The sequence below is a fragment of the Serratia sp. X3 genome, from assembly GCF_014982455.1.
Classification (GTDB): domain Bacteria; phylum Pseudomonadota; class Gammaproteobacteria; order Enterobacterales; family Enterobacteriaceae; genus Serratia; species Serratia ureilytica.
The window spans coordinates 436,479-449,407 of the sequence record NZ_JADCNB010000002.1; the positions used below are offsets into that span (position 1 = coordinate 436,479).

The following is a 12,929-nucleotide window of genomic DNA, read 5'->3' on the forward strand; positions in this document are numbered from 1 at the left end:
GCCGTATTCAGCATAGTGATAGGGTTCGGCGTGCCGAACCCCTTTTTGCTTGGTAACACAAGGAATTGTCATGGTCGAAGAAGAACAGCAGCGTCCCGATCCCGATAGCCTGCTGGCGCTGGCCAATGAAAAACCGCGCGGCCGGTTGAAGGTATTCTTCGGCGCCTGCGCCGGCGTGGGCAAAACCTACGCCATGCTGCAGGAGGCCCAGCGTTTGCGCGCTCAGGGGCTGGATGTGCTGGTCGGCGTGGTGGAAACCCACGGCCGCAGCGAGACCGCCGCCCTGCTCGACGGCCTGGCGCTGTTGCCGCAAAAGCGCATCCAGCATCGTGGGCGACTGGTGCATGAATTCGACCTCGACGCCGCGTTGGCGCGCCATCCGGCGCTGATCCTGATGGACGAACTGGCGCACAGCAACGCCCACGGTTCGCGCCACCCCAAACGCTGGCAGGATGTGGAAGAGCTGCTGGACGCCGGCATCGACGTGCTGACTACCGTCAACGTGCAACATTTGGAAAGTCTGAACGACGTGGTGGGCGGCGTGACCGGCGTGCGGGTGCGCGAAACGGTGCCCGACCACGTGTTTGACGAGGCCAGCGAAGTGGTGCTGGTCGATCTGCCGCCGGACGATCTGCGCCGACGGCTGCACGAAGGCAAAGTGTATATTCCCGGCCAGGCCGAGCGCGCCATCGAGCATTTTTTCCGTAAAGGCAACCTGATCGCCCTGCGCGAGTTGGCGCTGCGCCGCACCGCCGATCGGGTCGATGACCAGATGCGCGAGTTTCGCGACACCCAGGGGCGCGAGAAAGTGTGGCACACCCGCGACAGCATTCTGCTGTGCGTCGGCCACAACAGCGGCAACGAAAAGCTGGTGCGCATCGCCGCCCGGCTGGCGGCGCGGCTCGGCTGCCACTGGCATGCGGTCTACGTGGAAACCCCCAAGCTGCACCGGCTGCCGGAAAACCAGCGCCGCGCCATTCTGCGCGCGCTGCGGCTAGCGCAGGAGCTGGGCGCCGAAACCGCCACCCTGGCCGATCCGTCCGAAGAGCGCGCAGTGCTGCGCTACGCCCGCGAGCATAACCTCGGCAAAATCATCATCGGCCGCCGCAGCGAGCAGCGCTGGAAGCTGCGCGGCAGTTTCGCCGATCGCCTCGGCCGGCTGGGCCCGGATCTCGATCTGGTGATCGTCGCGCTGGACAACGACGCCGCACAGCCGCCGCCGGGCAAGGAGCACGACGGCCGCAGCTTCAATGAGAAATGGCGCATGCAGCTGCGCGGCTGCGCGGTGGCGGTGGCGCTGTGCGCGCTGATTACCCTGCTCTCGCAGTGGCTGCTGCCGGGCTTCGATCAGGCCAACCTGGTGATGGTCTACCTGCTCGGCGTGGCGATCGTCGCGCTGTTCTTCGGCCGCTGGCCATCGGTGCTGGCGGCGGTGATCAACGTCGCCAGTTTCGATCTGTTCTTCGTTCAGCCCGAATGGTCGTTCGCCGTCAGCGATATGCAGTATCTGCTGACCTTCGGCGTGATGCTCGCCGTCGGCATCATCATCGGCAACCTGACCGCCGGGGTGCGTTATCAGGCCCGGGTGGCGCGCTATCGCGAGCAGCGGGCGCGCCATCTGTACGAAATGTCACGCGGGCTGAGCCGCGCGCTGACCGTGGCCGACATCGCCAACACCAGCCGTCATTTCCTCTCCAGCAGCTTCCAGGCGAAAACCGTGCTGCTGCTGCCGCAGGAAGACGGCCGGCTGCAGCAAATGATCGGCGAGGAAGGCGGGCTGCTGTCGGTAGACGAAGCCATCGCGCGCTGGAGTTTCGATAAAGGCTTGCCGGCCGGCGCCGGCACCGACACCCTGCCCGGCGTGCCTTACCAACTGCTGCCGCTCAATACCCCCAAACAGACCTTCGGCCTGTTGGCGATCGAACCCAACAACCTGCGCCAGCTGATGGTGCCGGAACAACAGCGGCTGCTGCAAACCTTCGCAGTGCTGATCGCCAGCGCGCTGGAACGGCTGCACCTGGCGCGCAGCGCCGAAGAAGCCAAGCTGGACGCCGAACGCGAACAGCTGCGCAACTCGCTGCTGGCGGCGCTGTCGCACGATCTGCGCACCCCGCTGACCGTATTGTTCGGCCAGGCGGAAATTCTCACGCTGGACCTGGCAGCCGAAGGCTCCAATCACGCCACCCAGGCCAGCCAGATCCGCCAGCAGGTGCTGAGCACCACCCGGCTGGTGAACAACCTGCTCGATATGGCGCGCATCCAGTCTGGCGGTTTCAGCCTGCGTAAAGAGTGGCAGTCGCTGGAAGAGATCGTCGGCGCTTCGCTGCACATGCTGGAGCCGCTGCTCAGCCAGCATCCAATCGAGGTCGATCTGCCGCCGGAACAGATTCTGGTCAACTGCGACGGCAGCCTGCTGGAACGGGTGTTCACCAACCTGTTGGAAAACGCCAATAAATACGCCGGCGCCGAGGCCACCATCGGCATTCGCGCCCGCACGCTGCCCGAGTGGCTGGAAGTCGAGGTCTGGGATAACGGCCCCGGCATCCCCGCCGATCAGCTGCAGCTGATTTTCGACAAGTTTTCACGCGGCAATAAAGAGTCGGCGATCCCCGGCGTCGGCTTGGGGTTAGCGATTTGTCGTGCCATTATTGAAGTGCATGACGGCCGCATCTGGGCGGAAAACGGCGCCAACGGCGGCGCCAGCTTCCGCTTCGTGCTGCCGCTGGAAAAACCGCCCGAGATCGACGGCGACGCCTTCGATCTGTAATCAACGCAGGGGAAACGTGAGCATAACGCCAACCAACATTCTGATTGTTGAAGATGAAAAAGAGATCCGCCGCTTCGTGCGCACCGCGCTGGAGAGCGAAGGCCTGCGGGTGTTTGAAAGTGAAACGCTGCAGCGGGGGCTGATTGAGGCCGGCACGCGCAAACCGGATCTGATCATCCTGGATTTGGGGTTGCCGGATGGCGACGGGCTGAGCTACATCCGCGATCTGCGGCAGTGGAGCGCCATTCCGGTGATCGTGCTGTCGGCGCGCAACGCCGAAGAGGACAAGATCGCCGCGCTGGACGCCGGCGCCGACGACTACCTCAGCAAGCCGTTCGGCATCGGTGAGTTGCTGGCGCGGGTGCGGGTCGCGCTGCGCCGCCACTCCGCCAGCCAACAGGAAAGCCCGCTGGTGAGCTTTTCGGCGATCACCGTCGATCTGGTGAATCGCCGGGTGCTGCGCAACGACGAAGATCTGCATCTGACGCCGATCGAGTTTCGCCTGTTGGCGGAGCTGCTGGCCAACGCCGGCAAGGTGATCACCCAACGCCAGCTGTTGAGCCACGTCTGGGGGCCGAACTACGTGGAGCACAGCCACTATCTGCGCATCTACATGGGCCATTTGCGGCAGAAGCTCGAAGCCGATCCGGCCCGGCCCAAACACCTGCTGACCGAAACCGGCGTCGGCTATCGCTTCATGCCTTAACCCCGGAGGGCGCGGTTTTCCGCGCCTTTACGCCGCCGGGCCCTTCTTCAATCCGACCATAAATTCCTTAAACGCCTCGCGCAGCGGCGCGAACACCGGGTGTTTGCGGTTTTCGATCATCACTTCGGAGAACAGTTTCAACCCTACGGCGAAGGCGGCGCTCTGCTCGGGGCCGAAGTTCAGATCGTCACGCGCCCGAATGCGCTCGACGATCTCGAGAATATCGTCGTGGTTGGTCACTTCAAAACTCAGCGGCGCTTTCTCGACGGGATTGCCCTGGCGATCGCTCAGGGCTTCAACGGTAATGTTAAAACGGTGGCCGGGCATCAGTTCTTCTCCTGTTGCGAAGGTTGAATCTGCATTTCGCTTTCGATCGCCGCCACGGCGGTCAGCAACGCGGCGTTGATGCGCTCCACCTGCTGCGGCGTGAGATCGGCGCGCATCACGTTGCCGCGCAGCAGGCTGCGCAGACGGTTCATGGCGTCGTAGATGCCTTCCGCCAGGTTGCCGTGCCGATGACGCTCGCGGCCGGCACCCGCCAGACGCGCCAGAATGACCTCAACCACCTGTTGATGCTTTTGCAGCTCGCTCTCGCCCGCCGCGGTGATGCGGTAGCTTTTGCGGCCGTTGCCGGTGGTGAGCGGTTCGAGGAAATCCTGCTCTTCCAGCAGCGTCAGCGTGGGGTAAATCACCCCCGGGCTCGGTACATACAGGCCGGATGACGCTTCCTCGATCGCCTTGATCAATTCGTACCCGTGGCTGGGCTTGCGCGCCACCAGCGCCAGCAACACCAGGCGCAGATCGCCGTGTTCGAACAGACGATGACGCCCGCCCCGGCCGCCGCGCCCACCCCGGCCGTGCTCTTCGCTTTCGCCGCCGAAGTGATGGCGCCCGCCGCGATGACGACGGCCCTCTTCGCATTCATGGTGATGATGATGCCGGTGTAAACCTAATCGATGAAACATAAGGTGAGACCTCGCTTTAGTAGGGAACATCAATACGAGGTTGTTTAGATATATCTAAACAGCATCGATAGCGCTAATCTAGATCGATATATCTAAATGCGCAAGCGCGTGCCGTGAAAAAGATATATCTAAATAACGCCCATAAAAAAAGCGCTGTAAAAACAGCGCTTTTTATCAATCAAGAAAAGCGATTACTTGGCGGAAGCCAGCACTTCGCTGACGATCTCGACCGCTTCGTGCTCGATTTTCTCGCGGTGTTTCGCCCCGAGGAAGCTCTCGCAATAGATCTTGTATGCCTCTTCGGTGCCGGAAGGACGGGCCGCGAACCAGCCGTTGTCGGTCATCACTTTCAGGCCGCCGATCGACGCGCCGTTGCCCGGCGCTGCGGTCAGACGTGCGGTGATCGGGTCCCCGCCCAGCGTACTGGCCTTGACCATCTCCGGCGACAGCTTGGACAGCGCCGCTTTCTGCGCATGGGTGGCCGGCGCCTGGATGCGGTTGTAGCTTGGCGCGCCGAAACGCTTGGCCAGATCGTCATAGTGATGCTGCGGGTTCTCACCGGTTACCGCGGTGATTTCAGCCGCCAGCAGGCACATGATGATGCCGTCTTTGTCGGTCGACCACGGCTGACCGTTGAAGCGCAGGAACGAGGCCCCGGCGCTCTCTTCGCCGCCAAAGCCCAGGCTGCCGTCGAACAGGCCGTCCACGAACCACTTGAAGCCGACCGGCACTTCCACCAGCTTGCGGCCCAGATCGGCTACCACGCGATCGATCATCGCGCTGGACACCAGCGTTTTACCTACCGCCACATCGGCGCCCCACTGCGGGCGATGCTGGAACAGGTAGTTGATGGCTACCGCCAGATAGTGGTTCGGGTTCATCAGGCCCTTCGGCGTGACGATGCCGTGGCGGTCGTAATCCGGATCGTTGGCGAACGCCAGATCGAATTTGTCGCGCAGCGCCAGCAGGCCGGCCATCGCCGACTCCGACGAGCAGTCCATGCGGATGATGCCGTCGTGATCCAGGTGCATAAAGCGGAACGTCTGATCGATGGAATCGTTCACCAGCGTCAGATCCAGCTTGTAGTGTTCCGCTACCCGTTGCCAATAGGCGATGCCGGAACCGCCGAGCGGATCCACGCCCAGCTTCAGGCCGGCGCGTTGGATGGCCGGCATGTCGACCACCTCCACCAGCCCTTCGACGTAAGGCTGCACCAGATCTTTGGCGTGCAGATGGCCGCTGTTCCAGGCCTTGTCCAGCGACTGACGCTGCACGCCTTTCAGCTGCTGCGCCAGCAGTTCGTTGGCGCGCTTTTCGATCACCGACGTCAGGTTGGTGTCAGCCGGGCCGCCGTTCGGCGGATTGTATTTGATGCCGCCGTCTTCCGGCGGGTTATGGGACGGCGTAATGACGATGCCGTCGGCCTGCGCGCCGCCGTGGCGGTTGTGGCACAAAATGGCATGCGATACTGCCGGCGTTGGCGTGAAGCCGTTGTTTTCCTGCACGATCACATCGACGCCGTTGGCGGTCAGCACTTCCAGCACGGAAATAAAGGCCGGCTCGGACAGCGCATGGGTGTCTTTGCCCACGTAGCACGGGCCGGTGGTGCCCTGCTGATGACGAACTTCGGCGATCGCCTGAGCGATGGCGAGGATGTGCGCTTCGTTGAAGCTGTGGCGCTGCGCGCTGCCGCGGTGGCCGGAGGTGCCAAACTTCACCGCATGTGCGGCATTGCCGGCTTCCGGTTGCAGCACATAGTACTGCGACGTCAGCTGGGCTACGTTGATCAGATCGCTTTGACGGGCGGGCTGCCCGGCACGTGGATTATTCGCCATCGACATATCTCCCTCATCCCTGTCGGTGACCGGGCAAATACGTCGCGCACGGCCATCATGACGGGCTGTTCGCTAAATTAGACGGTACCGCAAACTTTCTCGATCAGTTCCGCCGGGAACTGCATCGCCTGCATGATGTGTTCGATCATGCTGCGTTTGCGGCCGGTATTGGTATTGGTGATCACCCAGTAAGGGGTGCCCGGCACATGCTTCGGCTTGGTATGCGTGCCGTTGGCCAGCAGGGTCTGCTGATCGCCGGCGAAATAGGTGCGGGTACGGCCGGTCAACGCCTCGGTGGCGGCGGCAAAACCGGCGGCATCGAGGGTGTACAGCGTGGACAGCACCAGCATGAAACGGTTGACCGCTTTGTTCTGCTCGGCGTATTCATCCGACAGCAGCAGTTCACGCACGGCGCGTACGCGATCGCGCGGGCGCTGAACCGGCGCCGCTTTTTCCGGTTCGACGGACGGCGACGCACTGGCGGCAGGCAACGCGCGCACCGGCTGACCGGCGGTGAATTTCAACATGCGGCGTAAAATATCGGACGCGCTTTCACCGATGTGTTGCGTGTGGCTGGCAATATAACGGTAAAGCTCTTCGTCGACTTCAATAGTTTTCATCTTTATCCAATACTGTTTTTTCTACTTAGAACCTGAAGCCAGATCCTGCATTCAAGCCATGGGATTATAAGGTTAAAAGCGCTGGGGCGAACACAACAATGTGCCTCCGGACGGCAAATGCAGACTAATACCTATAGCCGGCACTGCCAAGCCCGCGCCGCGAAAATTCCGCATGATTCATCGTGCGATTCAATCATGATACCCTAATCTGAATCTCTCTCAGTATGAACTTCGCCATGAAATTACATTATCAACTGCTGGCCGCCGAGTCAGACGCGCTGCCGGTGCTGCTGATCCACGGGCTGTTCGGCAATCTGGACAACCTGGGCGTGCTGGCGCGCGATCTGCATCAGCGTCACAGCGTAATTAAGGTCGATCTGCGCAACCACGGCCTCTCCCCGCGCGCCGACGAGATGAACTACCCCGCGATGGCGCAGGATCTGCTGGAGCTCCTCGACGAACTGCGGCTTGAGAAAGCGATCGTCATCGGCCATTCGATGGGCGGCAAAGCGGCGATGGCGCTGACCGCCATCGCGCCCGAGCGCGTCGCCAAGCTGATCGTCATCGACGTCGCGCCGGTGAATTACCAGACCCGACGTCACGACGAGATTTTCGCCGCCCTGAAGGCCGTCAGCGCCGCCGGCATCACCCAGCGCCAGGCCGCCGCCCAACTGATGCGTGATTACCTGCAGGAAGAAGGCGTCATCCAGTTCCTGCTGAAATCCTTCCATAACGGCGAATGGCGCTTCAACCTGTCGGTGCTGATTGAACGCTATGATGACATCACCGGCTGGCAGGACGTGCCGGCCTGGCCGCACCCGACCCTGTTCATTCGCGGCGGCCTGTCGCCGTACGTGCAGGACAGCTACCGTGCGGACATCGCCCGCCAGTTCCCGCAGGCCCGCGCGCACGTCGTTGCCGGCACCGGCCATTGGGTGCACGCCGAAAAACCGGAGGCGGTGCTGCGCGCCATCCACCGTTTCCTCGACGAAGCCTGAAAAATACGCTCACCTGGCGAAAAAACGCGCTAAAGATAACGGCTTAGCGCGTTTAGCCCGCAGTTAGGCATTGTCGCCGCTCCATCTGCTGGGGTAATATGGCGCGCTATAATTTTGCCGCCGCGCCAGCGCGTTCGCGAACGCCGGGTCGGGGGTGAATTTGGGTTAGGGTTTATTGGCCCGAAGTGTGTTAACCGATGCCTCCGGAAGCGTGCGAGCGCTTTTTGATGCAAACTCCCTTGCAGTACCGCTACCTATGGCAAAAGAACAAACGGATCGCACGACGCTGGATCTGTTCGCAGATGAACGCCGTCCGGGGCGCCCGAAAACCAACCCGCTTTCCCGCGATGAACAGCTTAGAATCAATAAGCGCAATCAGTTACGGCGCGATAAAGTGCGTGGATTGCGGCGCGTAGAGCTGAAAATCAACGCGGATGCGGTGGACGCCCTGAACAAACTGGCGGAACAGCGCAACATCAGCCGCAGCGAACTCATCGAGCAGATGCTGTTGGCGCAACTGGCGGAAGAACAGCCGGAACATTGATCTCTTCGGCCGCACGCGCGGCGCGGCGTTAAGGACAACGCCGGATCGACACGCTTTTCTTCATCTCCGGCATCGCATAAATGCGATAAAACCCCGGCGCCACTTTCTGGCATGATACGCATTTACCGGTAAGAGACTGCGCCTGTCGGCGCCCGCCCCCCGCGGCGAACGGCTCTTGCCATGGCATCATTTTAATCGGCGTCAGCGGCGGCAGTGCTGGCATCGAGTAATGCAATTACTTGAATTTAAAGGTTATACGCGATATGGCTACTGTAGGCATTTTCTTTGGCAGCGACACTGGCAATACCGAAAACATTGCCAAAATGATCCAGAAAATTCTCCAGAAACAGTTTGGCGACGACGTCTCTGAAGTGCACGACATCGCTAAAAGCAGCAAAGAAGACCTGGAAGGGTTCGATATCCTGCTGCTGGGTATCCCGACCTGGTACTACGGTGAAGCGCAGTGTGACTGGGACGATTTCTTCCCGACGCTGGAAGAAGTCGATTTCAACGGCAAACTGGTGGCGCTGTTCGGCTGCGGCGACCAGGAAGACTACGCGGAATATTTCTGTGACGCGATGGGCACCATCCGCGACATCATCGAACCGCGCGGCGCGGCCATCGTGGGCCACTGGCCGACCAAAGGCTACCACTTCGAAGCCTCCAAAGGCCTGGCGGACGACAACCACTTCATCGGTCTGGCGATCGACGAAGACCGTCAGCCGGAGCTGACCAACGAGCGTGTCGACGCCTGGGTCAAACAGATCGTCGAAGAGCTGAGCCTGGCCGATATCGTCGGCTAAACGCCGGGACTGGCGAAAGGTTGAACAAAGGCCCTGTAAAGTGCATAGTGTGCCGACAGGGCCGTCATCGGCAACAGGGATTGCTGCGATAGAAGCTACAGATTTGTAACTTCCCACCCCGTCACGGTAGACTGAGATATCGGTTTATCCCATCCATCAAGGCGTTGCATGCAAAACATGCAATAGTGCAATTATATCTTTGTTAACAACCGGCGGTTTCCATTTAGTACAACCGGTTCTATAATGAGACGCATTAACTCTTTGTGCCGACCGATGCCACAGGCGAGTACGCCTCAACTTGATTAGCATAGTAACAGGACTGAATTCGCATGACCGACAACAACATCGCATTGAAGAAGGCCGGCTTAAAAGTCACGCTTCCGCGACTCAAAATCCTGGAAGTACTGCAAAATCCGGAATGCCATCACGTCAGTGCGGAAGATTTGTACAAAAAACTGATTGATATGGGCGAAGAGATCGGGCTGGCGACGGTTTATCGCGTACTGAACCAGTTTGACGATGCGGGCATTGTGACACGTCACAATTTCGAAGGCGGCAAGTCCGTGTTCGAGCTGACCCAACAGCATCACCACGATCACCTGATTTGCCTGGATTGCGGCAAAGTGATCGAATTCAGCGACGAATCCATCGAAGTGCGCCAGCGTGACATCGCCAAGCAGCACGGCATCAAGCTCACCAACCACAGTCTGTACCTGTACGGCCACTGTGAAACCGGTGACTGTCGCGAAGACGAAACGCTGCACGACAAGAAATAAGCCCTGACCGGCTATGAAAAACCGCCTCACCTTGAGGCGGTTTTTTTATGCCCGCCGTACAACGGGAAAAAAAATCCCCGGACCAGCCGGGGAAAATCATGTCATGAAATACCACAATTGCAGCGGCACAGCGACTCCACGTACTACTCTCACTACAACGTCCGCCCTGCGCCGACACGCGCGGGCGAACGCATTCCCCCTTCGTTATGATGCGGCCCGCCGCCAAAACTGCGGGCCGCACCGCCCTTCTTAGACCTTCTCGGCGCGGCTGTAGCGTTTGCCGTCCGGGCTGACCGAGCGCACCTGTACTTCGCCGGAGACCGCAGGTTTGGCCTTGGCATCATAGCGCTGCCACTGCTTACCGCCGTCGGTGGAATACTCGATGCCCAACCCCGGCAGCGCAATATTCGCCTCCAGCTTGCCGCCCGCCACGCGAGCGCCCGGCACCGGCAGACGATAAGCGACGCCGCCTTTGTCCAGCTTGGCCAGTTCACGCTGGCCCAGAATATTGGCGAAGCGCAGCCAATCTTTCTCCAGCGTCTTGGTATCGACAAAGTGGGTTTCCCCGCCTTTGTATTCGCGGCCGGCGCGATAGTCCTGCTCCCAACCGGCGCGATGCCAGGCGCGTTCCGCCACCGACAGCGCGCGTGGGAAGATCATGTATTCCATCTGCGGGTCGGTGCGCTGGGTTTCGCTCCACAGCTGAGCGGAAAGTCCATATGCCCCCGGCCACGGCTTGTCGCTCTTGGCGTTGAAGTGGTTGCCGTCTCGGTCAACCGAGGTTTCCGCGTTCTGCGGCATGTTGTCCGGCGCGAAGCTGAACACCTTGCGCTCGTCGCTGAAGCGGGTGCCCCAGTAATAACCGCGCTCGTCCGGGTTCACCTCGTAAGGGAAGTCCATATAGACGTAGTCCGGGTTGGAGACCACCACTTCATACCCTTTGTTGGCCCAGTCGTTGACGCTGTCGAAACCGCCCCAGTACAGGGTGTCCCAGAAGTTGACCCCCACGCGCGAGGTGGCGAACGCCTTCGAACTCTCGGCGTCCTTCAGGCCGTCTTGCCAGGCCTGCATTCTGTCGATGCCGTGCGCCTTCACCAGCTTGCTGACCTCTTGGCCGAAGTAGCTCGGCAGATGCTCCATGTCGGCCACTTTGCCCTCTTTGATCATCACCTGGCACACCTGCGACTTGGCCCACGGCTTGTCTTCATTGCTCTGGTCAATGATGCCTTTACCCGGTTCCGGTTTCGCCTTGTCGGTGTAGCCGGCGCCTAAACGAATGTTTTTCGCTTCGTCGCCGCCGAAGTGCCAGGTCTTGATCGGCTGGCCGGCTTCTTTATGCATCTGGGCAATCTCGCCAATCACCTTGTCGACAAAGCGCTGGGAGGAATCCAGGCACGGGTTCAGGTAACTCTGACGGTTAAAGAACTGCACCGAGGTGGTATTGGAGGTATCGGTCGGATCCACCAGGCGGAACTCGTTGGCCTCCTGCTCTTTGCCGGCGGCATGCAGTTTCTTGTAGCGCGCTTCCATCGAGACCACCGCGGCGCGGGCGTGCGCCGGCATGTCGATCTCCGGGATCACCTCAATCTGGCGCGCCTGGGCGTATTTGATGATGTCGATGTAGTCCTGACGAGTGAAGAAACCGCCGTAGACATCCGGCCCCTGGCCGTACTGCGGCAGCAGGCAGGTGGTTTCGCTCAGATCGTGGCAGCGCTGGCCGCCGACTTCCGTCAACTCAGGCAAGCCGGGAATTTCGATGCGCCAACCTTCGTCATCGCTCAGGTGGAAGTGGAATTTGTTGAGCTTGTAAGCCGCCATCTGATCCAGCAGGCGCAGCACCGCATCCTTCTTATGGAAGTTACGCGCCACGTCGAGGAAAATGCCGCGATACTGGAAGCGCGGCGCATCGCTGGCGTCGAGCGTGGCGATCTTGCCGCTGCCGTCGGTCGGCACTAACGACAGGATAGACTGCAACCCGTAGAACACCCCGGCCTGATCGAAGCCGATCACCCGCGCCTCTTTCTTGCCGATCTTCAGCTCATAAGCGCCCGGCACCGCCATCGCACCTTTAAACTTGCCCGGCTGGATGTCGGTCTTGATCGGGTAACCGTTGGCCTGAACCGGTACACCCAGCAGCGCGAAGCGCTGGTTGACGACCTCCGCCGCCGGCTTGACCAACGTGCTCAGATCCGGCGATACCCCTTTGCGCAGATCGGCGTCCTGCGCGTGCACTTTCACCTGCATCGGCGTCGGCACGATCTGGCCGCGCAGCGCCCCGGCGGGCAGCGTCTGCAGATCGGCGTTGCTGACAAAACGCGAAGCCGGCGTCATCAGAATATTTTTGTCGTCCTTGGTGCGCTTCCACTGATCGCCGGTAAATGGCGCCACAAACTGATCCAGATTTTCGGTGTCGGTATTCGCCAGCATTTTCGGCTTGGCGTCGCCGGACGTAGCATACCAGCGCGGCAGGAAGTCGTTTCTGAACAGCTGCCAGTATTCGGCGACCACCGGGATTTCCACCGCCTTACCGGCCGGGAAACCGCTGAACTTGGCGGTGGGCTCCAGCTTGTACAGATCGCCGGTGAGGTGAGCGATCTTGAACTGATCGTTGTCTACCCGCAGAGTCTGGCGCGGGCTGTGGAAATAAATGATCCAGTCTTTGCCGTCGATCGCCTGCCCGTCGTTGCTCAGGGTGAACAACACCCGGTTGCATGAGGCCCAGTCGGCGCCCAGCGCCGCGCAATCCACGCCGTTTTCCCCGGCGCGGTTATCCAGCATTTTCACGTTCAGCTTCAGTTGGCTCAGCTGATCCACCAGCTGTTGATCGGCCATGGCGCTCCCCATGCCGCCCAGGAATCCCATCGTTGCCGTCAAGGCGGCCAGTGCGCTCAGTTTGAATGCGTTCATCTTCTCGT

Annotated in this window: 11 protein-coding genes; 6 read left to right on the forward strand and 5 right to left on the reverse strand. The window is 60.7% G+C overall.

Annotation, left to right across the window (positions count from 1 at the left end):
* Window positions 1-70: 70 nt before the first annotated feature.
* Together kdpD and kdpE are read left to right on the forward strand one after the other, a co-directional pair.
* Complete coding sequence (gene kdpD, locus IMX17_RS12435; protein ID WP_046896781.1) at window positions 71-2,767, forward strand: two-component system sensor histidine kinase KdpD; 2,697 nt, start codon at window positions 71-73, stop codon at window positions 2,765-2,767.
* Window positions 2,768-2,783: 16 nt separating this feature from the next.
* Window positions 2,784-3,473: a two-component system response regulator KdpE gene (kdpE, locus tag IMX17_RS12440; RefSeq protein WP_033637458.1), complete on the forward strand. Its 690-nt coding sequence runs from the start codon at window positions 2,784-2,786 to the stop codon at window positions 3,471-3,473.
* Window positions 3,474-3,500: 27 nt separating this feature from the next.
* On the opposite strand, the gene IMX17_RS12445 is transcribed toward kdpE, so the two are convergent.
* From IMX17_RS12445 to seqA, 4 genes are all read right to left on the reverse strand, one after another.
* Complete coding sequence (locus tag IMX17_RS12445; protein ID WP_004939927.1) at window positions 3,501-3,800, reverse strand: DUF3861 domain-containing protein; 300 nt, start codon at window positions 3,798-3,800, stop codon at window positions 3,501-3,503.
* Window positions 3,800-4,438 carry a PadR family transcriptional regulator gene (locus IMX17_RS12450; protein WP_193549812.1) on the reverse strand — a complete coding sequence of 213 codons (639 nt, stop codon included), beginning with the start codon at window positions 4,436-4,438 and terminating at the stop codon, window positions 3,800-3,802. Before IMX17_RS12450 ends, IMX17_RS12445 begins: the two co-directional genes overlap by 1 nt.
* Before the next feature lie 191 nt (window positions 4,439-4,629).
* The gene (gene pgm, locus IMX17_RS12455; RefSeq protein ID WP_193549813.1) at window positions 4,630-6,273 is read right to left on the reverse strand and encodes a phosphoglucomutase (alpha-D-glucose-1,6-bisphosphate-dependent); all 1,644 of its coding nucleotides are present in this window, start codon (window positions 6,271-6,273) and stop codon (window positions 4,630-4,632) included.
* Window positions 6,274-6,350: 77 nt separating this feature from the next.
* A complete protein-coding gene (seqA, locus tag IMX17_RS12460) occupies window positions 6,351-6,893 on the reverse strand; it encodes a replication initiation negative regulator SeqA (RefSeq protein WP_046896779.1) in 543 nt (180 codons plus the stop codon).
* Between the two features lie 224 nt (window positions 6,894-7,117).
* On the opposite strand from seqA, the gene ybfF reads away from it, so the two are divergent.
* The 4 genes from ybfF (at window position 7,118) to fur (ending at window position 10,014) form a co-directional block, all read left to right on the forward strand.
* A complete protein-coding gene (ybfF, locus tag IMX17_RS12465) occupies window positions 7,118-7,891 on the forward strand; it encodes an esterase (protein WP_080350162.1) in 774 nt (257 codons plus the stop codon).
* Window positions 7,892-8,147: 256 nt separating this feature from the next.
* Window positions 8,148-8,435, forward strand: coding sequence for a LexA regulated protein (ybfE, locus tag IMX17_RS12470; protein ID WP_004939936.1), 288 nt, complete (start codon window positions 8,148-8,150; stop codon window positions 8,433-8,435).
* Window positions 8,436-8,698: 263 nt separating this feature from the next.
* Entirely contained in the window at window positions 8,699-9,238 is a 540-nt protein-coding gene (fldA, locus tag IMX17_RS12475; RefSeq protein WP_004939938.1) for a flavodoxin FldA, read from the forward strand.
* A 329-nt stretch (window positions 9,239-9,567) separates the two neighbouring features.
* Window positions 9,568-10,014: a ferric iron uptake transcriptional regulator gene (fur, locus tag IMX17_RS12480; protein WP_019454058.1), complete on the forward strand. Its 447-nt coding sequence runs from the start codon at window positions 9,568-9,570 to the stop codon at window positions 10,012-10,014.
* 249 nt (window positions 10,015-10,263) lie between these two features.
* On the opposite strand, the gene IMX17_RS12485 is transcribed toward fur, so the two are convergent.
* The gene (locus IMX17_RS12485; protein WP_182264975.1) at window positions 10,264-12,921 is read right to left on the reverse strand and encodes a beta-N-acetylhexosaminidase; all 2,658 of its coding nucleotides are present in this window, start codon (window positions 12,919-12,921) and stop codon (window positions 10,264-10,266) included.
* Window positions 12,922-12,929 lie beyond the last annotated feature (8 nt).